Consider the following 22,267-nt stretch of genomic DNA (forward strand, 5'->3'; position numbering starts at 1 on the left):
CCCGCCGATCTCGCCCGCCCGTCCTCCACTGGACGCCACTTTGTGTCGATGAACGCCGGAAAATCCGCGACATACGAGCGTTCAGCGATACGAAATGGCGTCCAGTTGGCGCGGGCGCCGGGATTTGCGGCGAAACGAACCTGGGGGCGTGGCTGCGCGGCCGCTAAGAGGACGGCGTCGCGATGCCGGTCCGGTACGCGAACACGACGGCCTGCACACGGTCGCGGAGGTGCGCCTTCGACAGGACCGAGGACACGTGGGTCTTCACGGTTGCTTCGCCGATGACCAGTTCGGCGGCGATCTCGGAGTTCGAAAGTCCGCGGGCCACGGCCTCGAGGACCTCGCGCTCGCGGCCGGTGAGGGAGTCGACGATGCGCGCGGTATCGGGGTCGAGGGACGCGGGCAGCGGCGCATCGCCGGGAGCAGGCGCATCGCCGGGAGCAGGGCTCGCCCCGGGCGCAGAGGCAGAGGCAGAGGAGGACCCGGGTCCGCCATCGGGCGCGGCGGGCTCCGCCGTCATCTGCTCGATGACCCGCCGCGTGACCTGGGGAGAAAGCAGGGCGTGCCCGTGTCCAACGGCGCGCACCGCCCCGACGAGTTCCTCGGGATCGGAATTCTTGAGCAGGAAGCCCGAGGCGCCGGCGCGAAGCGCGTCGAAGAGGTAGTCGTCGCGGTCGAAGGTGGTGAGGATGAGGACCTTGGCGAGTTCGGCGCGCACGAGCTCGCGGGTGGCGGCGATCCCGTCCATCACGGGCATCTGCACGTCCATAAGCACCACGTCGGGCTGCAGTTCGCGGACCACCGCGACCGCCTCGGCGCCATCGGAGGCGGACCCGACGACCTCGATATCGTCCTCTGCGGACAGCATCAGAGTGAATCCGGAGCGCATGAGCGCCTGGTCGTCGACGACTACTACCTTGAGCATCAGGACTCCTTGCGGACGAGGGGGAGGCGGACGCGGACGCGATAGCCGCCGAGGGCGCGGGGACCGATCTCGACGACCCCGCCGAGCGAGCGGGCGCGCTCGCGCATGCCGAGCTGCCCCATCCCGGTGCCGCCGGTGCCGTGGCGGGGCCGCCCGTCGTCGACGACCTCGACCTCGGCGAACGGCACCTCCGCAGTGCCCGCCATGCGGGCGCGGCCGGTGCGCAGGGTCAGCCGCGCCACCGACGCCGTGGAATGCGCGCGCACGTTGGACAGCGATTCCTGCGCGATGCGGAACAGGGACGCGCTCACAGCCGGCGGGACAGCCGAGCGCGGGATATCCGGATCCTCGACGATGTCGAGGTCGACGTGCGGGCGGTCGTGCTCGAACGACATAGCCAGCTCCTCTAGCCCGCCCAGGCCAGGCCCGGCCCCTGGCGAGCGGTCCGCGTCTGCGGCCCCGGCCGCATCGGCGGGACCGGCCTCTCCGGCGTCATCGGAAAAGTCCTGCAGCGGCGCGTGGTCGATCTCCACCTCCGAGGTATCGCGCAGCGCGCCGAGCAGCGAGCGCATTTCGGTCACCGCCTGCCGCGAGGAGGATTCGACCTGCGTCAACGTCGAGGCCACGGTATCCCGCGAGGCGGCGGAATCCGAGCGTTCCATCACACGGCGCGCGGCGCCCGCGTGCACGCCGATCGCCGACACGTGGTGCGCGACCACGTCGTGCAGCTCGCGCGCGATCCGCAGCCGCTCGTTCGTCACCGCCTGTCGCGTCTGGGATTGCGCGTGCGCGGCGAGCAGCTCGCTGTATTCCCGCAACTTCGCCTGCCGCCGCGCGCCCCACCATGCGATTCCCGCGAGCACCGTCGCGCCCGCGAAGAAGATGATGTTGATCGCGAAGTTGTAGTACGTCCACGACATCAGCCGCCCGAAGCTCAGCTCCTCGCCCTCGCCGAGGTCGAACGTCTCGGCGATCTGCGCGGTGCCCGAGGTCATCGCCACGAGCCACGCCATCCATAGCGCCAGGCACAACACAATGATCGCGACGAACCCCATCGCATGCGTCCGGTCCCTCGCCCACGCGACCGCGGTGTAGATGAGGAAGAACGACAGCGTCTGCACGGTGAACATGGACGTCAGCTCCGGCATCCAGAAGCTGCCAAGGAAAATCACGGCCACCGCGACAAGCCCGGCCGAAATGGGGAAGCGTCGCCGGAACACCATCGCCACCGACGGCACGGATGTGTAGAGGAGCTGCTGCCACAACGGCTCGTCCAGCGGGGCGATCTGGGTCCCGGAAAGCGACAGGAGCAGCGACGTACCGACCACGAAGCTTGCGACCGCGACGATGAGGTCCGTTCGCAGCCATCGTTCGGGTAGCGGCCGGACCCAGTCCTCGCCCACCCCGAAAAAGTTCTGCACGTGCTGCCACATGCACCCCACCTTAAAGAACCGCGTATGACGTCGGAGGTGCCGCGCCAGAAAAAACCCGCCCCTCCCGCCCGACGTCAAGGGCGGTAGAGGGGCGGGACGCCTTCGCGGCGGCACGCGCGGCCGGCGGCCGCAGCTAGATGTAGATCGCCGGGTCGACGTAGAACGTCTCCGACAACTCCTCGGGCTCGGCCTCCTTCACCGGGCGAGCCTTGCCTGGAACGCCGGTGATGATCGACCGCGCCGGCATGTCCTTGGTGATCACGGCGTTCGCGCCGACCGCGCTGTCCTCGCCGACCGTGACCGGACCGAGAATCTTCGCGCCCGCGCCGACCGTGACCCGGTTCCCGAGCGTCGGATGCCGCTTGGTCTGCTTGAGCGAAACCCCACCGAGGGTGACGCCGTGGTACAGCATGCAATCGTCGCCGATCTCGGCGGTCTCGCCGATGACCACACCCATGCCGTGATCGATGAAGAACCGGCGGCCGATGCTCGCGCCCGGGTGGATCTCGATGCCCGTGAGGAACCGGCCGAACTGGCTGAGGATCCGGGCCGCGGGGCGCAGCGCACCGCCGGACTGCCACATCCTGTGGCTCAGTCGGTGGAGCCAGATCGCGTGCAGGCCGGAGTACACGACGGCGTTCTCGAGGTCGCCCCTTGCTGCGGGGTCGTGCGCACGCGCAGCGGCGAGGTCCTCGCGCAGAATGCGCGTGAACCCCGCCGGACGTGCGGCTTCGTCAGATGAAGCGTTGGACATTTACTTGCGGTATTCCTCGAACAGCGGGGTCGACAGGTAGCGCTCGCCGAAGTCGGGGACGATGACGACGATGGTCTTGCCCTTGTTCTCCGGGCGCTTCGCGACCTCGAGCGCACCCCAGACGTTGGCGCCGGCCGAGACACCGGCGAGGACGCCCTCTTCGGTGCCGAGCTTGCGGGCGACGTCGAGCGAGTCCTCGAACGTGACGTCGATGACCTCGTTGTAGATGTCGCGGTTGAGGATCTCCGGGACGAAGTTTGCGCCGAGGCCCTGGATCTTGTGCGGCCCGGCCTTGCCCTCGGTGAGCAGCGGGGAGTCCTTCGGCTCGACGGCGACGATCTCGACGTCGCTCTTGTGGCCGCGGAGGGTCTCGCCGGCGCCGGAGATGGTGCCGCCGGTGCCGATGCCCGCGACGAAGATGTCGATGTTGCCATCGGTGTCTTCCCAGATCTCCTCGCCGGTGGTGCGGCGGTGGATGTCGACGTTTGCGGGGTTGCCGAACTGGCGGGCGAGCACGGCGTTATCGCGCTCGGCGGCGACCTCTTCGGCCTTGGCGACGGCGCCCTTCATGCCCTCGGCGGCCGGGGTGAGGATGAGCTCTGCGCCGTAGGCGCGCATCACGGCGCGGCGCTCGACGGACATGGACTCGGGCATGCAGATCACGGTCTTGAAACCGCGAGCGGCGGCGACCATGGCGAGCGCGATGCCGGTGTTGCCCGAGGTGCCCTCGACGATGGTGCCGCCGGGGGTGAGCGCGCCGGAGGCGACTGCGTCGTCGATGATGGCGGCGCCGATGCGGTCCTTGACGCTATTGGCAGGGTTCGCGGACTCGAGCTTGACCACGACGTTCGCCTCGATGCCCTCGGCGAGCTTGTTGAGCTTGACCAGCGGCGTGCGGCCGATCGTTTCGGTGATGTCCGAGTAAATCTTTCCCATGTCTGTCCTCCGTTGATCCGTTTCGCGCTCTCGGGAGGCCCCGCGTCGCGAAGAATGAACCGATCTGTCTACTTTGTCCATTGTGCCCCTATTCGCCGCGCTTTGCCAGCTGTTTGGCTCAAAATGGTTCGTTCGCGGGGCGCTCGGAGTCGACGGGCAACTCAACCCGAAAGTGCGCGCCGGATTCTGGCGCCGTGTCGAGGTGGACGGTCCCGCCGTGTGCCTGGACGATTCCCGCGACGATCGACAGTCCCAGGCCGCTTCCGCCACCGCTGTCGGAGCGGTTGCGCGAGTCGTCGATGCGGTGGAAGCGTTCGAAGGATTTCGCGGCCGCCTCGGCGGGCATCCCGACTCCGTCGTCATCCACCTCCAACACCGCCAGCGGGGTGCCCGGCCGTTGCGCGGGGCCGATGGAGGCGGTGTGCGTGGCCGGGGCCGAGGCGGCGACGGACTCTGTCACCGTGACGGTCACGTTCGCGTCCTCGCCTGCATGGCGAAGCGCGTTGACGACGAGGTTCAGTGCCACTTGGCGGAGCTTGTCGCCGTCCCCGGTGAGCACGGGGGCGGCGTCGAGGCGTAGCTCCACCCTGCGGGCCGGTTCGATCGCGTGCGCGCCGGCGACGGCGTCCGCGGCGACTTGGGTGAGATCCACCGGCTCCCGCGACATCGGCCGCTCGGTGTCGAGACGGGCGAGCGTGAGCAGGTCCTCGACGAGGGCCTGCATGCGCCGAGCCTCCGGCTCGATGCGTCCGAACGCGACGTCCGCGTCTGGCAGCATCTTGGTGCGGTACAGCTCGGCGAAGCCGATGATCGAGGTGAGCGGCGTACGCAGCTCGTGGCCCGCGTCGGCGACGAAGCGTCGCATCCGTTCCTCCGACGCTGCCGCCTTGTGCCGGGACGCCTCGGTGGCGGTGAACGCGGACTCGATACTGCCGGCCATCCAGTTGAAGCTCTGGGCGAGCGAGCCGACCTCCGTGCGCGGCGAGAGCTCCGGGAGCCTGCGGTCGAAGTTGCCGTCGGCGATCTGATGCGCGGTCTGCTCGACGGCCTGCAGCGGCCGCAGCGAGCGGCGCACGAGCAGCCATGCGCACGTGCCCACGCCGATGAGTACCGCCAGCCCGACGAGCGCCTGCACCTGGATCAGTTTGGTCACGGTCCCGTCGACGGTCGTGGACATCGGCACCGCGAGCACGGTGATGTTGCCCTGCCTGTCGACGTCGGCGAGCGCTCGCCACGAGCCCCCGCCCTCGGCGTCGGGCAGCTCGAAAGGCTCGGAGAGGTTGACCTTCGCGGGCAGCTCGGGTTGCGAGGGATTGTCGTCGACGACGAACACGAGATCGCCCGCGGCGGTGCGCACGGCGATGAAGTACTCGCTCGGTGGGCGTTCGCGGCTCGGCCCCTCGGGCGAGAGCGGATCCCCGTCCAGGGAGGACGGAGGACCGGGAGGGGGTGACGTCGCAGCCCACTCATTCATGGCCTCTCGCAGTTTCGCGTCCTCGGAGGCGATGAGCTGGCTGCGCATCGTCAGGGTGACCGCGGCGCTCGAGGCGATGAGTCCCAGCGCCACCAACGCCACGGTCGCCGCGACGAGGAGGACGCGAAGAGGGTAGCGGTCGAAGAACTTCATCGAGGCTCGCGTAGCACGTAGCCGACACCTCGAAGGGTGTGCAGGTACTTCTTCTCCCCGAAGTCGACCTTCTTGCGCAGGTACGACACGTAGGTTTCGACGACGTTCGCGTCTCCGCCGAAGTCGTAGTTCCATACGTGGTCGAGTATTTTCGACTTGGACAACACCACCCCGGCGTTGACGATGAAGTAACGCAACAGCGCGAACTCGGTCGGCGAAAGCGTGACCGGTTCGCCTGCTTTGAACACCTCGTGGGTGTCGTCGTCGAGGACGATATCCGCGAAGGACACGCGCGTGTTCTCCGCGGGGAGGTCCTTCGGCCCGCCCCGGCGCAGCAGTACGCGCACCCGGGCGACGACCTCCTCGAGCGAGAACGGCTTGGTGACGTAGTCGTCTCCGCCGATCGTGAGTCCGCGGACGCGGTCTTCGACGGCGTCCTTCGCGGTGAGGAAGAGGACGGGTGCGTCGACGCCGTCGGCGCGCAGCCGCGAGAGGGTGTCGAAGCCGTCCATGCGCGGCATCATCACATCGAGCACGACTACGTCTGGGCGGAATCGGCGTGCGATGTCGAGTGCCTGGGCGCCATCGCGGGCCACCTGTACGTCGAAGCCCTGGTACTTCAGGCTCACCTGCAGCAATTCGACGATGGACGGCTCGTCGTCACAGACGAGGATTCGCGCGCCTGCCTCCGGATTTTCGCTCATGGTTAATCAGCTTGGCCTTTCGCGGTGAGTACCGGCTCCAGACTAGCTGTGAGCTCTCTGTGAGAGTGTGGATTCGCGGTCAGAGGGCCTCGTCGAGGAGCTGCTGGGTGAGGGTCGCGAGCATTGGACCAGCCTTCGAATGGGATTCCTCGTCGGTGAGCGCAATGTCGGACAGCGCGGCGGCACCGGCGAAACCTGCGGAGCGGACGCGCTCGGCGGCGAGGTCGATCTTGCCGCACACCGCCCAGACGGGAACGCCGTGTTCGCGGCCGAGCGCCGCGACTCCCATGGGCGCCTTGCCGTGCGCGGTCTGGTCGTCGAGCCGACCCTCGCCGGTGAGCACGAGGTTGGCGCCGGCTACCGAGTATTCGAGCCCGGTGATCTGCGAGAGCACGGTGAAGCCCTGCGTGAGCTTCCAGCCGAGCAGGCGTGCGAGAAAGCCGACTCCGCCAGCGGCACCGGCGCCGGGGTAATCGGGCTCGCCGCCGAGCGGTTCGGCGACCTCGGCGAGTCGGGCGAGTCCGCGCTCGAGGTGCGCGATGTCCTCGTCTCCCGCGCCTTTTTGCGGGCCGAATACCCTCGCCGATCCGTTGGTGCCGAGCAGTGGGGTGTCGACGTCGCAGGCGATGGTGATCTGTGCCTGCCTGATCCGCGGGTCGAGGCCGGTGAGGTCTATCGACGCAAGCCGGTGCAGCTCGCGGCCGCCCAGGGGGAGGGGCTCTCCGGCGTCATCCAGAAAACGGACGCCGAGCGCGGCAGCCATGCCGGTACCGCCGTCGGTGGATGCGCTGCCGCCGATGCCACACAGGATGTTCGGCCGGCCCGAGTCGAGTGCCGCGAGGATGGCTTCGCCGAGTCCGTAACTGGACGCGTCGAGCGGCGCGGGTTGGCCTGCCGGCAGGCGCAGGAGTCCGCACGCGTCGGCCATTTCGACGAAGGCTTGGTCGGGGTCCGTCGCGGCGAAATGGGTGTCGACGACTTCGCCGGTCGGGCCCGAGACGCTGATCGGATAGAGCGTCGCGCCGATATGGTGCATGACGTCGAGGGAACCGGTCCCCCCGTCGGCGACGGGCAGGGTCACGATCTCTTCGTCGGGAAACGAATTTCGTGCGCCCTCGGCCGCCCAGCGGCAGGCTTCGGTGGCGGAAAGTGAGCCCTTGAATGCGGCGCACGCGACGACGATTGTCATAGCTCCATCATGGTCTATTTCGTCTTGGGAAATGGCGAAAGGGGCCGCAGATCGAGGATGATCTGCGGCCCCTTTGGCCAATGACGTGGGCGCCGGGGCGCTCTACGTATCTGTTGCTTGCTTAGAGAGCGAGCGAACCGACGCCGATGGTGATGGCGAGGCCGATGCCGAGACCGGCAGCCGAAGCCGGATCGATGTCGCTGGAGCCCTCGCCGAGCGAGCCTTCACCGAGGGAGTCGGAGTTCAGCGAGCCCTCGCCGGAGCCGGACTCGAGGGAGTCGGTGGGGAGCTCGGAGGAGCCGCCTTCGAGGGATCCACCTTCGCCGGAGCCGGACTCGAGGGAGTCAGTCGGAAGCTCGGAGGAGCCGCCCTCGAGGGATCCACCTTCGCCGGAGCCGGACTCGAGGGAGTCGGTGGGGAGCTCGGAGGAGCCGCCTTCGAGGGATCCACCTTCGCCGGAGCCGGACTCGAGGGAGTCAGTCGGAAGCTCGGAGGAGCCGCCCTCGAGGGAACCGCCCTCGCCGGAGCCGCTACCAATGGAGCCGGTGATCGAACCCAGATCGATGTCGGAGAGGGACCCGCCCTCACCCGAGCCGGACTCGAGGGAGTCGGAGGAGCCGCCTTCAAGGGAGCCGCCCTCGCCGGAGCCGGACTCGAGGGAGTCGGTGGGGAGCTCGGAGGAGCCGCCCTCAAGGGAGCCGCCCTCGCCGGAGCCGGACTCGAGGGAGTCGGTGGGGAGCTCGGAGGAGCCGCCCTCAAGGGAGCCGCCCTCGCCGGAGCCGGACTCGAGGGAGTCGGTGGGGAGCTCGGAGGAGCCGCCCTCAAGGGAGCCGCCCTCGCCGGAACCGGACTCGAGGGAGTCGGTGGGGAGCTCGGAGGAGCCGCCCTCAAGGGAACCGCCCTCGAAGAGTGAACCGAGGTCGAGCTCCGAGGAGCCTTCGCTGGAGCCACCCTCGAGGAGCGAGCCCAGGTTCAGCTCGGAGAGCGAGCCGCCTTCGCCGCCGGAGCCATTGCCGGTCGAGCCGGTGATCTGGCCGGTGCTGCCGCCGCCGAGGGCGATGGCGAGCGCGAGGCCGAGGCCGAGCGCCATTCCGCCACCGAGCAGGGCCGGATCAACCGGGGGGAGCTCAACGGTGGGGAGTCCGAGATCCTGCGGGGAGGGGAGATCGACGCTGCCTTCAGGCATCTGGACGTCGGCGTTCGTTGCGAGCCATGCGGCTGCACCAAGGGAAGCGGTACCGAGGGCGATAGCGAGCGCGAGCTCGATGTTGCCCTCGTTGGAGCCGAACGAGGCACCGGAGCCGCTGGAGCCCGCAGGCGCATCGCCTTCGTCGTCGCCACTTTCGGAGCCGAAGTTGCCAAGCGAGCCGCCGCTGAGCGAGCCCTGGCCCTGGTCTTGGCCCGGCTCCTCTGCGCTCTGAGCGTTGGCAGGTACAACCATGCCACCGGCGACGAGGACGCCGGCAGAAACCGCGGCGAGAACTGTACGCGAGTTAAGTTTCTTCATAGATCCATCCGATCAACAGATATTTTGCCGACTTTCGGCAAGCTCCCCTCTCTCGGATCGGGGCACGTAAAAGAACCTTACCCGGGTTGAACATAAGTGCCATACCCTTTGATTCTTAATGTTAGGCAAGGGAGAGGGTGCGCGTAACGCGATGTTCGGTACCGGCGATGGCCCGGGATTGCTCCAGAAAAATGTGTTGATAATAGCAGCTCTAACCTACGATAACCCCGAAGTCTGCGGGTCATTTAGCCGGTCGAAGTAACCTCTGATGAAGGGTGCTCACGCTCCATCAAAAAGTGATTTAAATCACATCTATGGGGGTGACGGGGCCCACTGTGGTAGCGCGATTTGGACTCTTTCGGTGCTACCGAAAAGGGTTGCGGTGTCGAGCTTCGAAACTCTTACGCACCTTCATTTTTTCCGGATGAACAAGAATATGACCAGGGCAGAAGCGAAGCCCACGAGGATCGCGCCAATGGGTGGCGCTCCGGCGAGATGGCTAGCCCAGGTGCCAATGAACGCACCGATAATGACGGCGAGGGTTTTGCTGGACGTCCAGATCACGGTGTTCACTCCTTTTGAGTTCTGTTTGCGCGGTCGAAGTCTGCGTGGTGATTTCCTGTTAATGAAATAAGTGTGCTGGTCTGTAGGTGGAAAGCATACGGCGTTGCGCGGAAGCGGTGGTGGCGTGTCGTGTCGTGAGCGCCTTGGGCTCGACAAGAGGAAACGCTCTCTATCAAAATGTATTGATCCCAAAATTCGAGAGCTCGTTCTTCTGCTTACTTAGTCGAAAAAATGAAACCTCGCTCTCGAAATTGCTAGAGCGAATTCCTGGCGCGCTTTCGTCCCGGCGCTGTGCTTCGGCTGGAGATGGCGCGGAAGGAAAGTGCCTGAAACCATGTCTTGTTGTCACATCATTCTCTCGTATCTATTACAGAAGGGTCACGATCTTCGCGGGAATTCGTATTCGCCCCGGCGCCCGGTTTAGCGTTGGGTCCATGTTTGAAACGCCGCCGGATGAACGTGCGCGGCGCTCCGGGGGGAGATGGCTCACCGCATCCCTAGTGTTGGTGCTTGGACTGCTGCTTGTGGCAGTGGTCGGGCTGTCCACCGGAGGCGCCCAGCAAGGACTTGTCGTACTTGTCGGCATCCTTGCCGTGCTTGCCGTATCCGCATGGCTTTCGCCGCTGCGACCGGGAAGGCACACGGAGATCGGTGATACCGCGTTGACGCGTCCCGAGGTTGTGGTCTTGTGGCGTCCCGGATGCGCGTACTCCGCCCGCCTCAAGCGCGACACGGCCCGGCATGGCGTCCGCGTCAAGTGGGTCAATATCTGGCGAGATTCCGAGGCCGCCGCAATCTGCCGCCGCCTCAACGGCGGTAGCGAAGAAACCCCGACTGTCGTGGTGGTCGACAGGGAGATGCCGCAGCCCACCGTCATCCCAGCGACTGTGTCCGGCGTGACTGCCGCGAACGAAGAGCTCGCCGAGCACCGTTCGATTGCGCCGCCCACCCACAGCCGTCGCGTGGCCTGAAGGCCAGAACGTCGGCAGGAAGACGCAACCGCCGCCCCTCATTGAGACAAAACAAAGCCGCTATGGTTCGCAATAGTCGAACTCATAGCGGCTTCGCTGATTTATCCGCGCGGGAAGATTGTGCGCTCCAGCGCCTCCCGTGGGGTGGGCCCCGGGGCCCGAGAATGCTGGGCCCCGGTGGCGCCGGAGGCTAGTGGCGGGCCTGCTCCTGCCAGACGTCGCGGCGAAGCTCGGCGGCCTCGCGCACCATCTTGCTCTCTTTCTCGTGGAGCTTGATGACACCCGATTCGTCGGACAGCGGCAGCTGGATATTGTCCTCGGCCTCGATCCCGGCGAGGAGCTGGCGCGAGCGGGAAATCTCGGAGTCGAGCTCCGCGCCGAACAGCAGTGCGAGGTTTGCGATCCACAGCATCAACAGGAACATGATGATGCCGGCGAGGGATCCGTAGGTCTGGTTGTAGTTACCGAAGTTCGACAGGTAGAAACCGAAGCCCATGATCGCGACGCCGAGCACGACGAGCGCCGTGATGCCGCCGAGGGAGAGGATCTGGAACTTGGCGCGCTGCACGTTGGGAGTGAGCTGGTACAGGATCGCCAGGACGAAGACGAAGATCACCAGCAGCGCCGGGTACTTGATCCAGTTCCACACCGTCAGTGCTTCCTCGCCGAGGCCGATCTGGTCGAAGATCGTCTCGGCGACGCCGCCCGACAATGCGAGCATGAGCGCTGCCGCCGCGACGAGAACGAGCATGAGCGCCGTAATGGCGAACAGGATCGGGCGCAGCTTCCACACCGGGCGCCCCTCTCGGACCTGATAGATCTGGTTGAGCACGCGGCTGAACGCGCCGACGTAGCCCGACGCCGACCACAACGAACCGGCGAGACCGATGATCAGGGCGAGTCCGGCGGCCGGCGTGTTGACCAACTGTGCGATCGGCTCCTCGATGAAGGCCATGGTCTCCTCGGGGACCGACTCCTCCATCATCGACATGATCGTGTCGATGGTCTCCTGCCCCTGCCCGAACACACCGAGCAGCGACACCAGAGCGATGAGTGCGGGGAACATCGCCAGCACCGCGTAATAGGTGAGCGCAGCGGCGAAGTCCGTGCAGCCGTCCGAGCCGAACTTTGCCAGCGCCCGCTTGTAGGCCATGAGCGTGCCGCGCCGGCGCAGTTCCTTACTGACGCGCTTCCGCTTGGGCAGCGTTTCCTTGAGATACTCGATGGATGGGCGCGAGAGGGTTTCGTCCTCGAAGGGCGCCTCGGAGTTGTTCACGCGGTCTCACTCGCTTTCCGTTATTTACGTACCCGCTCGAAGGCCCTCGATGCTCGGCGAACATAGCGAGCACTCAGGTGTGTGAGCATTGGTTTTACGATCTGCTCACTAGCTTCTCAGAACTTGCGCCAAATGTCGTGGAAGATTGCGCATTACACATATGACGGCGGGCGGCACGTGCGCGCCTGGACGCCGCGGACCCCTGCGGGAGCCACAGTGGCGCCGGAGGGTGCACCCCGCGCCGCGCGCGGGCGAGAGCCCCCGGCCTTCGGGCAAATAGGCGCACTGCAAACATGCTCGGCGGGAGTGGAAATGAACGCCCCCAGGGCTACCCCCGGCACGTCCGACGTCATACCGGAAAATAGGCGCATCTCGGTGCGAAATATCACATTCTGGGACAAAATCCGCACCTAGCGGGATTTTCCGGGCCGTCCAGGTTAGGAGGATAGGCGTTTTTCCGCATATCCTTTTTTAAGTTGAGGGACTCGAGTTCCCTCTTCCCGGCTGCTCGGCGCCCTGATCGGTCGGAATTCGTCGACTAGCAAAGGCGTGTGAGATGACTACACCTCCAAGCCGACAAGGCCTTTACCGTCCGGAATACGAACACGACTCGTGCGGTGTCGCATTCGTGGTGGATATGCACGGACGGAAGTCCCGCGACATCGTCGATAAGGCCATCAAGGCCCTGATCAATCTCGAGCACCGCGGCGCTGTCGGCGCCGAGGCGAATACGGGCGACGGCACGGGCATCCTCGTGCAGGTGCCGGACCGCTTCCTCCGCGAGGTTGTCGACTTCGATCTCCCCGAGGCCGGGCAGTACGCGACCGGGCTGTGTTTCCTGCCGCAGTCGCGCATGCTCACGATGGACACCATGCGCATGGTCGAGCGGATCGCCGCCGAACAGGGCGTGAGCGTTATCGGCTGGCGCGAGGTGCCGTTCGATGACTCCGGGCTCGGCGCGATCTCGCGCGATGCGATGCCGACGATCATGCAGATCTTCGTCAAGGTCGCCGGCGAGGACGGCGCGCTGTTGTCCGACGTCGCGCTTGAGCGCAAGTGTTTCGTCGTGCGCAAGCGCTGCGAGCACGAGCTCGGCTCGCAGGGTGCGGGCCAGGGCGAGATCGGCTCGGAGACCGTGTACTTCCCGTCGCTGAGCCCCCGCACGATGGTCTACAAGGGCATGCTCACCGAGAAGCAGCTCCCCGAGTTCTACCTGGACCTGCAGGACGAGCGCTTCGAGTCCGCGCTCGGCATCGTCCACTCGCGATTCTCGACCAACACGTTCCCCGCGTGGCCCCTGGCGCATCCGTTCCGCTACGTCGCGCACAACGGCGAGATCAACACCGCACGCGGAAACGAGAACTGGATGCGCGCCCGCGAGGCGCTCATGGAGTCCGCGCAGATCGGCGATCTGGGCCAGGCGCTGCCGATCTGTACCCCGGGCGGATCCGATACCGCGCGCTTCGACGAGGCGCTCGAGCTGCTCACCCTCAGTGGTCGCGAGCTCCCGCACGCCGTTCTCATGATGATTCCCGAGGCCTGGGAGCGCCACGACAAGATGGACCCCGCCAAGCGGGCGTTCTACGAGTACCACGCCTCGATGATGGAGGCCTGGGATGGACCGGCGTCGGTGACCTTCACCGACGGGACCGTCATCGGCGCAACCCTCGACCGCAACGGCCTTCGCCCCTCCCGCGTGTGGGTCACCGACGACGGGCTCGTCGTCATGGCGTCCGAGGTCGGCGTACTCGACATCCCCGACCACAAGATCGTCAAGCGCACCCGCATGCGCCCGGGCCGGATGTTCCTCGTCGACACTGCGCAGGGCCGGATCCTCTCCGACGAGGAGATCAAGGACCGTCTCGCTGCCGAGCATCCCTACGCCGAGTGGCTCGCCGACGGGCAGTACCGCCTCGAAGACCTGCCGGGCGAGAAAAAGGAATTCATGCCGCACGACCGCGTCGTGCTGCGCCAGCGTGTGTTCGGGTACACGCAGGAAGAGCTCCGCGTCCTCGTGCAGCCGATGGCCGTCAACGGCGCCGAGGCGCTCGGTTCCATGGGTACCGATACGCCGATCGCGGTGCTGTCCCAGCGCCCGCGCGCGCTGTTCGACTACTTCGCCCAGCGCTTCGCGCAGGTCACCAACCCGCCGCTCGACGCTATCCGCGAGGAGATGGTGACAAGCCACCAGGCGCTCCTCGGCGCCGAGGAGGACCTGCTCAACGTCGGCCCGAGTTCGTGCCGCAAGCTCGTCGTCGACAACCCGATCCTGTCGAACTCGGACCTCGAGACGATCGTCCACGCCAATGACGAGGGCGCGTTCCCTCAGTACAAGACGGCGATCGTGTCCGGCCTGTACAACGTGGCACACGGCGGCCGCGGCATGCGTATCGCCATCGAGCGCATCCGCAAGGAAGTGAGCCGGCAGATCGAGGACGGCGCGACGATCATCGTGCTGTCGGACCGCGAGTCGGACGAGCGTAACGCCCCGATCCCCTCGCTGCTGCTCACCTCCGCGGTGCACCACCACCTCGTGCGCGAGAAGTCCCGCACCCGCGTCGGCCTCGTCATCGAGTCCGGGGACGCCCGCGAGGTGCACCACTTCGCGGCGCTGTTCGGCTACGGCGCGAACGCGATCAACCCGTACATGGTGTTCGAGTCCATCGACGAGCTCGTCAAGAGCGGCGACATTCTCGAGGTCAGCACCGAAAAGGGCATCGAGAACTACCGCAAGGCCGCCGCCAAGGGCGTCACCAAGATCATGTCCAAGATGGGTATCTCGACGCTTGCGTCGTACACGGGTGCGCAGCTCTTCGACGTCACGGGCCTGTCGCAGGACACCTGCGACGAGTACTTCACCGGCACGATCAGCCCGCTGCAGGGCGTCGGCCTCGACGAGATCGCCGAGGACGTGGCGCGCCGCCACCGCTTCGCGTTCCTGTCGCGCCCGGAAGAGGCCGCGCACCGCGAGCTCGAGATCGGCGGCGAGTACCAGTGGCGACGGGAGGGCGAGTACCACCTGTTCAACCCGGACACGGTATTCAAGCTCCAGCACTCGACCCGCTCGGGCAAGTACGAGATCTTCAAGGAATACACGAAGCTCATCGACGATCAGTCCGAGCGGCTCGCCACGCTTCGCGGCCTGTTCAAGCTGCAGAGCGACCGCCCGTCGATCTCGATCGACGAGGTCGAGCCCGTCTCCGAGATCGTCAAGCGCTTCTCCACCGGCGCCATGTCGTACGGTTCGATCTCCGCGGAGGCCCACGAGACCTTGGCGATCGCGATGAACCGCCTCCACGGGCGCTCGAACTCCGGCGAGGGCGGCGAGGACCCCGATCGCTTCACCCCGGATGCAGACGGTAGCTGGCGTCGCTCGGCGATCAAGCAGGTCGCGTCGGGACGCTTCGGCGTCACCTCGAACTACCTCGCGAACTGCACCGACATCCAGATCAAGATGGCTCAGGGCGCAAAGCCGGGTGAGGGCGGCCAGCTCCCGCCGAACAAGGTGTACCCGTGGGTCGCGGAGGTGCGCGGCTCGACGCCGGGCGTCGGGCTCATCTCGCCGCCCCCGCACCACGACATCTATTCGATCGAGGACCTCGCGCAGCTCATCTACGACCTGAAGAACGCGAACCCGCAGGCCCGTGTTCACGTCAAGCTCGTCGCCGAGCAGGGCGTCGGAACGGTCGCGGCCGGCGTGTCCAAGGCGCACGCGGACGTCGTGCTCATCTCCGGCCACGATGGCGGGACGGGCGCCTCGCCGCTCAACTCGCTCAAGCACGCCGGCGGCCCCTGGGAGATCGGCCTCGCCGAAACCCAGCAGACCCTGCTGCTCAATGGTCTTCGCGACCGCATCGTCGTGCAGGTCGACGGCCAGCTCAAGACCGGCCGTGACGTCGTTATCGCGGCGCTTCTCGGCGGCGAGGAGTTCGGCTTCGCCACGGCCCCGCTGGTTGTCTCCGGCTGCATCATGATGCGCGTGTGCCACCTCGACACGTGCCCGGTCGGCGTCGCGACGCAGAACCCCGCGCTGCGCGAGCGGTTCACCGGCAAGGCCGAGTACGTGGTCAACTTCATGGAATTCATCGCCGAGGAGGTGCGCGAGTACCTCGCCGAGTTGGGCTTCCGCACCCTCGACGAGGCCATCGGACACTCCGAATGCCTCGACCTCGAGCGCGCCATGAAGCACCACCAGCGCGCCGCGAAGTTGGACCTGTCGCCGATCTTCGAGCAGGTCGACTCGCCGTTCATGCACCAGGATCTGCGCAACACCAAGGGGCAGAACCACAAGCTGGAGCAGGCGCTGGACAACACGCTCATCGCGGACACCAAGGACGTTGTGACCTCGGGGACGGGTTCGGTGGCCCTCGAGTACCCGATCGTCAACGTCAACCGCTCGGTCGGCACGTTGCTCAGCCACGAGATCTCCAAGCTCCATGGCGCCGCCGGGCTCGCCCCCGGCAGCATCGACCTGACGTTCTCCGGTTCCGCGGGCAACTCCTTCGGAGCATTTATGACGGCGGGCATCACCGCTCGCGTGTACGGCGATGCCAACGACTACGTCGGCAAGGGGCTCTCCGGTGGCCGCATCGTGGTCCGCCCGGCGAAGGATGCTCCCACCGACTTCGTCGCCGAGGAGAACATCATCGCCGGCAACGTCATCGCCTACGGCGCGACGAAGGGCGAGATCTTCCTGCGCGGCATCGTCGGCGAGCGTTTCTGCGTCCGAAACTCGGGTGTGACCGCGGTGGTCGAGGGCGTCGGAGACCACGCCTGCGAGTACATGACCGGCGGCCGCGTCGTCGTGCTCGGCGAGACCGGCCGCAACGTCGCCGCCGGTATGTCCGGCGGTATCGCCTACTTCTACGACCCGGCGGGCGAGCTGGAGAACAACCTCAATGTCGAGCTCGTCGATGTCGAGGAGCTGGACTCGGAGGATGCCGAGTTCCTCCACGAGACCGTGAGCCTGCACCGCGAACTCACCGAATCCACCATCGCGGAGCAGATCCTGTCCGGGTGGTCGCAAAACGTCAATGCCTTCAAGAAGGTCATGCCGCGCGACTTCAAGCGCGTGCTACTGGCCATCGAGCAGGCCGAGAAAGACGGTCGCAACGTCGACGAGGCAATTATGGAGGCTGCAAATGGCTGATCCGAAGGGCTTTCTCAAGCACACCGAACGTACGACCCCGACGTCGCGTCCGGTCGAAGAACGAGTCAAGGACTGGAACGAGGTCTACACCTCGACCCGCATCGACCTGCCGATCCTCACCGATCAGGCCAGCCGGTGCATGAACTGCGGCGTTCCCTTCTGCCACAAGGGCTGCCCGCTGGGCAACATCATTCCCGAGTGGAACGACATGGTCTACCGCGGTCAGTGGGACGAGGCCGTCGACCGGCTGCACGCCACGAACAACTTCCCCGAGTTCACCGGGCGCCTGTGCCCGGCGCCCTGCGAGGGTTCGTGCGTACTCGGCATCAACCAGCCTCCGGTGACGATCAAACAGATCGAGGTCGAGATCGCCGAGGAGGGCTGGAAGTCCGGCTACCTCAAGCCGATCAAGGCATCGTTCAAGACCGGGCAAAAGGTGGCCGTCGTCGGCTCCGGCCCCGCCGGCATGGCCGCCGCACAGCAGCTCACCCGCGCCGGCCACGCGGTCACCGTCTTCGAACGCGACGACCGCATCGGCGGTCTGATGCGCTACGGCATTCCCGAGTTCAAGATGGAAAAGAAGATCATCGATCGCCGCATCGAGCAGATGGAGGCCGAGGGCACCGTCTTCAAGACCGGAGTCAACGTCGGGAAGGACATCACCGCCTCGCAGCTGCGCGCCGAGTTCGACGCAGTCGTGCTCTGCGGTGGCGCCACCCTCCGCCGCGATCTTCCGGTGCCTGGCCGCGAGCTCGACGGCATCCACCAGGCGATGGAATTCCTGCCGTGGGCCAATCGCGCCGCCGTCGGTGACGACGTCCTCGGCGAGGACGGCCAGCCTCCGATCACCGCCAAGGACAAGAACGTCATCATCATCGGTGGCGGGGACACCGGCGCGGACTGCCTCGGCACCGCGACCCGCCAGGGCGCGAAGTCGGTGAAGAGCTTCGAGATCATGCCGCAGCCGCCGCTGTCCCGTGCAGCCTCGACGCCGTGGCCGATGTATCCGCTCATGCTGCGCACGCCCTCGGCTCACGAGGAGAACGGCGAGCGCATCTACAGCGTCTCCACCGCGGAATTCGTGGGCGAGAACGGCAAGCTCACGTCCATCAAGGGCAACGAGGTCAAGATGGTCGACGGCCGCTTCCAGGCGGTCGAGGGCTCGGACTTCGAGTTCCCGGCGGACCTCGTCCTGCTTGCCATGGGCTTCACCGGACCGCAGCAGGCAGGTCTGCTCAACGACCTCGGTGTCGGCTACACCGATCGCGGCAACGTGGTGCGAGGGGGCGAATTCGACACCGACATCGACGGCGTGTTCGTCGCCGGCGACATGGGCCGCGGCCAGTCGCTCATCGTGTGGGCGATCGCCGAGGGCCGCTCGGCCGCGGCCGCGGTCGACCGTTACCTCATGGGCGAGACGGCGCTGCCGTCGCCGATCCGGCCCACGGACGCGCCACAGCGCTAGGCGAATCCGGCCGCGATCCAGCTCCGCGCCGGAAGGCGGTGGCACCTCGCTACGAGGTGCCACCGCCTTCTTCGCATTAGCTCCGCCCGCCCGCCGAAACGTAGTCTTGGAGCATGAGCCGACACCTAGCTGGACGTGGACGAACGAAGAGCGCCCCGCCCGTGAATCCGATCGAGGACATCCCCTGCGATCTCACCGAGAAACTGACCCTGGGGCAATTTCTCAAGATCGCGAACCTCATCGAATCCGGCGCCGAGGCGAAGATGGTCATCGCCGATGGGGAGGTGACGGTCAACGGGGACACGGACACACGCCGCGGCCGTGGCCTCGCCGCCGGGGACGTCGTGGACCTGGGTGGACACAGCGCGCGCGTCGTCAACAAGCACGAAGTGTAGAGCCGAACAACGAAGAACGGGGAACACCAGTGAGCGAACAGGACACGCCGCAGCGCCACGTTGTGGTCGTCTTCGACGGGCACGAAGCGGGGGCGCGCACCTACGCCGAATGGTTGGCGGAGGAGACGGGCGGGGCGATCGGCACCGTCGACGAGGCGGCAGACCCGGTGGGCCCGTTGAGCGGGGACCTGCTCGTCGCGGACACCGTGATCGTCGTGACCGCGCTGGGTGCCGACGGAGCCCTCGGCGGTGCGACCTTCGTGCTCGACAATTGGGACTACCTGCAGGATTTCGGGCGGCGAGTGGCGATCGCGGTGGTCGGTATGTCGCAGGTGTTCGACTACGACCGGCTGCGCGCCATCGAGAAGACCATCGACGCCGAGAAGATGACGCAACTAAAGTTTTTCCAACTTCGCGGCAAGCTCGACACCGCCTCGCTGGGAATGCGAGACAAGATCGCGCTGCGCGCGCAGGTCGCCGCTCTCAAGGCGCGCCCGAAACGCACCCCCGAGGAGCAGGCCATGCTCGACAACGGCGGTAATTTCGACTTCACCCACCGCAAGTCGTTGCGCCCGCTGTTGCGCTGGGTGCGCGAGGAGTCCTAGCCCCGAGGTCGGGTCGAGCGCCGATAGTCTCAGCGAAAGTTCAGTAACTGCGCCGCAGAACAAATACGATGTTCAACTAGGTACAAACATCGGAGGAAGAATGCGGAAGTTTCGTGGAGCGCTCGTGGCTGCGGCGACGGTTGGCCTGGCCATGTCGGCGGGGATGGGCGTCGCGTCGGCGGAAGACGCGGGACAGGACGAGGGTACACAGCCCGTGCCCTGCGCCTTCGAGTCCGGCGACAAGGTCGACTCCCGGCCGGAGTGCCGCGCTCAGGTCTTCGGCTACGGATCCTTCGGGACCGAGTCGCTCGCCAATGTGCTCAGCTCCGCGATCAACACCGGTTCCGTCGTGCTGAGCATCGACGTCCCGGACGTGCTTTCGCTCAACGGAGTGATGCACACGCTCGGAAGCCAGCAGGGTGGCCCGCTGTTCTCCGTGGGCGATATCGCCTTCGGCAGCCTGTCGGACAGCCTCAACGGAAGCTAGTTTCCCGCGCTACGCGGAACGGGCGGCCCCTGGCGGTACCGCCCGTTCTGTGTTGCGCGACGAGCAATTCCTACCGGACGACGATCCCGTCGTCGTCGGAGTACAGCTCTTCGCCGGGGACGAAGGTGATCCCGCCGAAACCCACGACGACATCGCGCTCGCCGTCGCCGGTTTTTGTGGACTTGCGCGGGTTCGTGCCGAGCGCCTTACAGCCGAACTCCATGCCGGCGATGATCTTCGAATCGCGCACCGCGCCGTTGACCACGACGCCCGCCCAGCCGTTCGACCGGCCCAGCTCGGCGATGACATCCCCGACCAGCGCCGTGTGCACGCTCTCGGCGCCGTCGATCACGAGAACGCGTCCTTCCCCCGGCTCGCCGAGAATGCTTTTGAGCAGCGCGTTGTCCTGATAGCAGCGAACGGTCGCGATGCGGCCGCAGAACTCGCTGTGGCCTCCGATGTTGCGGAACTGCGTATCGCAACTACGCACGGCGGGGCCGATCTCGTCGACGAGATCGGCGGTGGCGATGAATTCCAGCGAACCGGACATGGTGCTCCTTCGAATCGGTGTGCCGTGGAGGCGGCAGTGTCTACACATGCGATGTTACGAGCATCCGTATGCGTCGGCGGCACGAGCCAACAGCCGGCACCGCGCCCGGCGGCTTCGCAGCGCAAATGTGCGGGAGCCCGCATTCTCGAATCTCGAAACGGGCAGAATACGTACTAATGAATGTCGCCGCGTGGATAGAGTCGGTCAACTGGGCCGCGGTCGTACTGTGGATCGAATTCCTGGTGAAGGTCGCCGCCGTCGGCATCGTGCCTGAACGCCGGCAGCCCTCGTCCTCGCAGGCCTGGCTTCTGCTCATTCTCGTACTTCCCGTAGTGGGCGTCCCGCTGTACTTCATGCTCGGTTCGCCTTACGTGCGCGGGCGCCGGCACGCGATCCAGGAGCGGGCGACGGAATCGTTCTCTCGGGCGACGGCGGATTGGCCGACTCTGCCCGACGGGGTCTCCGTGGGCAAACGGTTCGGTCAGATCCTCACGATGAACCGCACGCTCACCAACCTTCCGCCGAGCACGGGCCGATGCCTCGGTGTCTATAGCGAATACTCGGCATCGCTGGCCGCGATGACCGAGGCGATAGAGCGCTCCACGTCGTATGTCCACGTCGAGTTCTACGCCCAATCCTGGGACTCGGAGACCGAGGAGTTCTACGTCGCGCTCATCGCCGCCGCGGAACGCGGGGTCACGGTGCGGGTGCTCGCGGACCACCTCGGCTCGGCGAAGTACCACGGTTTCCGGCCGATCAAGCGGCGTCTGACGGCGGCGGGCGTCGAGTTCTACAAGATGCTTCCCATCAACCCGTTCCGCGGTCGTTTCCGCCGGCCGGACCTGCGCAACCACCGCAAGTTCCTCATCGTCGATGGGCGGGAGGCGTTCGTCGGCTCCCAGAATCTCATCAGCCGGTACTACGGCTCGAAACGCAATCGGAAGGTCGGCCGCGAATGGGTTGACCTGATGATGCATGTTTCGGGGGAGGTCGTCGACGCACTCGACGCGGTCTTCGCGACGGACTGGCTCGCCGAATCGGGCGAGGTCATCTCCCATGTCCTCGACAGGCTGCGAGATTACGAGGTGGAGAAGGTCGGCGGCGAGGTCAATGTTTTCCAAGTCGTGCCCAGCGGCCCCGGCTACCCGGCGGAGCCGTCGCTGCGAATGTTCGTCCAAATGATCAACGGCGCCACGGAATCCGTTCGGCTCGTAAGTCCGTACTTCGTCCCGAGCGAGGCGTTCATCGAGGCGTTGAAGTCAGCCGTGTTGCGCGGGGTCCGCGTCGAACTGCTCGTCCCCGAAAAGGCAGATCAGTTCGCCGTGCACCATGCGCAGCAGTCATATTTCCGGGAGCTCCTCGAAGCCGGGGTGATTCTCTACCGGTTCCCGCGTCCGAAGGTTTTGCATTCGAAGATGATGGTGGTCGACTCCAAGCACGCCTACTTCGGCTCGTCGAACATGGACATCCGTTCGTTCATCCTCAACTTCGAGGTGAGCATTCTGGTGTTCGGCGGCAACGCGGTCTCCGAGCTCGATGCCGTCGTGGACCACTACGAGGACATCTCCACTGAACTGACGTACGAGCGGTGGATGGAGCGGCCGCTGATCGGAAGATATTTCGATAACGTGTTCCGGCTCACTTCTGCACTGCAATGACGTGAAGTAATCTTCAATACGCGCCAAGAATTTCCTGACAACGTCGAACCCAGCGAGAACGGAATACACTCA

18 protein-coding genes are annotated in these 22,267 nt (G+C 66.1%); 7 read left to right on the top strand and 11 right to left on the bottom strand.

Annotation, left to right across the window (positions count from 1 at the left end; translation table 11 throughout):
• Positions 1-163: 163 nt before the first annotated feature.
• From BJL86_RS00795 to BJL86_RS16900, 9 genes are all read right to left on the bottom strand, one after another.
• Positions 164-928: a response regulator gene (locus tag BJL86_RS00795; RefSeq protein ID WP_197487601.1), complete on the bottom strand. Its 765-nt coding sequence runs from the start codon at positions 926-928 to the stop codon at positions 164-166.
• Positions 925-2,358 (bottom strand): sensor histidine kinase, encoded by a 1,434-nt coding sequence (locus BJL86_RS00800; RefSeq protein WP_067475329.1) that lies wholly within the window; start codon positions 2,356-2,358, stop codon positions 925-927. The genes BJL86_RS00795 and BJL86_RS00800 overlap by 4 nt, the downstream gene beginning before the upstream one ends.
• Before the next feature lie 133 nt (positions 2,359-2,491).
• Positions 2,492-3,112 (bottom strand): serine O-acetyltransferase EpsC, encoded by a 621-nt coding sequence (gene epsC, locus BJL86_RS00805; RefSeq protein ID WP_067475327.1) that lies wholly within the window; start codon positions 3,110-3,112, stop codon positions 2,492-2,494.
• Positions 3,113-4,048: a cysteine synthase A gene (gene cysK / locus BJL86_RS00810; protein WP_067475324.1), complete on the bottom strand. Its 936-nt coding sequence runs from the start codon at positions 4,046-4,048 to the stop codon at positions 3,113-3,115.
• Positions 4,049-4,166: 118 nt separating this feature from the next.
• Entirely contained in the window at positions 4,167-5,675 is a 1,509-nt protein-coding gene (locus BJL86_RS00815; RefSeq protein ID WP_067475321.1) for a sensor histidine kinase, read from the bottom strand.
• Positions 5,672-6,379, bottom strand: a complete 708-nt coding sequence (locus tag BJL86_RS00820; protein ID WP_067475316.1) for a response regulator transcription factor — start codon at positions 6,377-6,379, stop codon at positions 5,672-5,674. The genes BJL86_RS00815 and BJL86_RS00820 overlap by 4 nt, the downstream gene beginning before the upstream one ends.
• 79 nt (positions 6,380-6,458) lie before the next feature.
• The gene (locus tag BJL86_RS00825; protein ID WP_067475313.1) at positions 6,459-7,568 is read right to left on the bottom strand and encodes a glycerate kinase; all 1,110 of its coding nucleotides are present in this window, start codon (positions 7,566-7,568) and stop codon (positions 6,459-6,461) included.
• Between the two features lie 121 nt (positions 7,569-7,689).
• Complete coding sequence (locus tag BJL86_RS00830) at positions 7,690-9,075, bottom strand: hypothetical protein (RefSeq protein WP_075844750.1); 1,386 nt, start codon at positions 9,073-9,075, stop codon at positions 7,690-7,692.
• A 411-nt stretch (positions 9,076-9,486) separates the two neighbouring features.
• Positions 9,487-9,639, bottom strand: coding sequence for a hypothetical protein (locus BJL86_RS16900; protein WP_156515334.1), 153 nt, complete (start codon positions 9,637-9,639; stop codon positions 9,487-9,489).
• Positions 9,640-10,073: 434 nt separating this feature from the next.
• On the opposite strand from BJL86_RS16900, the gene BJL86_RS00840 reads away from it, so the two are divergent.
• Complete coding sequence (locus tag BJL86_RS00840; RefSeq protein WP_156515333.1) at positions 10,074-10,610, top strand: glutaredoxin domain-containing protein; 537 nt, start codon at positions 10,074-10,076, stop codon at positions 10,608-10,610.
• A gap of 190 nt (positions 10,611-10,800) precedes the next feature.
• Here BJL86_RS00840 and BJL86_RS00845 read toward each other — a convergent pair whose 3' ends face one another.
• Positions 10,801-11,886 carry a YihY/virulence factor BrkB family protein gene (locus BJL86_RS00845; protein WP_067475311.1) on the bottom strand — a complete coding sequence of 362 codons (1,086 nt, stop codon included), beginning with the start codon at positions 11,884-11,886 and terminating at the stop codon, positions 10,801-10,803.
• Positions 11,887-12,442: 556 nt separating this feature from the next.
• Here BJL86_RS00845 and gltB point away from each other — a divergent pair.
• The 5 genes from gltB to BJL86_RS00870 all read left to right on the top strand — a co-directional run bounded on the left by gltB (position 12,443) and on the right by BJL86_RS00870 (position 19,987).
• Positions 12,443-17,035 carry a glutamate synthase large subunit gene (gene gltB / locus BJL86_RS00850; protein WP_067475309.1) on the top strand — a complete coding sequence of 1,531 codons (4,593 nt, stop codon included), beginning with the start codon at positions 12,443-12,445 and terminating at the stop codon, positions 17,033-17,035.
• Positions 17,028-18,500 carry a glutamate synthase subunit beta gene (locus BJL86_RS00855; RefSeq protein WP_067475306.1) on the top strand — a complete coding sequence of 491 codons (1,473 nt, stop codon included), beginning with the start codon at positions 17,028-17,030 and terminating at the stop codon, positions 18,498-18,500. The genes gltB and BJL86_RS00855 overlap by 8 nt, the downstream gene beginning before the upstream one ends.
• A 113-nt stretch (positions 18,501-18,613) precedes the next feature.
• Complete coding sequence (locus BJL86_RS00860) at positions 18,614-18,895, top strand: RNA-binding S4 domain-containing protein (protein ID WP_082908556.1); 282 nt, start codon at positions 18,614-18,616, stop codon at positions 18,893-18,895.
• A gap of 29 nt (positions 18,896-18,924) precedes the next feature.
• Complete coding sequence (locus tag BJL86_RS00865) at positions 18,925-19,500, top strand: NADPH-dependent FMN reductase family protein (protein WP_067475303.1); 576 nt, start codon at positions 18,925-18,927, stop codon at positions 19,498-19,500.
• A gap of 100 nt (positions 19,501-19,600) precedes the next feature.
• Complete coding sequence (locus tag BJL86_RS00870; RefSeq protein ID WP_067475302.1) at positions 19,601-19,987, top strand: hypothetical protein; 387 nt, start codon at positions 19,601-19,603, stop codon at positions 19,985-19,987.
• A gap of 70 nt (positions 19,988-20,057) precedes the next feature.
• On the opposite strand, the gene rraA is transcribed toward BJL86_RS00870, so the two are convergent.
• Positions 20,058-20,537: a ribonuclease E activity regulator RraA gene (gene rraA / locus BJL86_RS00875; protein WP_082908555.1), complete on the bottom strand. Its 480-nt coding sequence runs from the start codon at positions 20,535-20,537 to the stop codon at positions 20,058-20,060.
• Between the two features lie 176 nt (positions 20,538-20,713).
• Here rraA and cls point away from each other — a divergent pair, with 176 nt between their 5' ends.
• Positions 20,714-22,195, top strand: coding sequence for a cardiolipin synthase (gene cls, locus BJL86_RS00880; RefSeq protein ID WP_067475296.1), 1,482 nt, complete (start codon positions 20,714-20,716; stop codon positions 22,193-22,195).
• Positions 22,196-22,267: the final 72 nt, after the last annotated feature.

It is taken from the genome of Dietzia timorensis (genome assembly GCF_001659785.1).
In the GTDB taxonomy this organism is placed as follows: domain Bacteria; phylum Actinomycetota; class Actinomycetes; order Mycobacteriales; family Mycobacteriaceae; genus Dietzia; species Dietzia timorensis.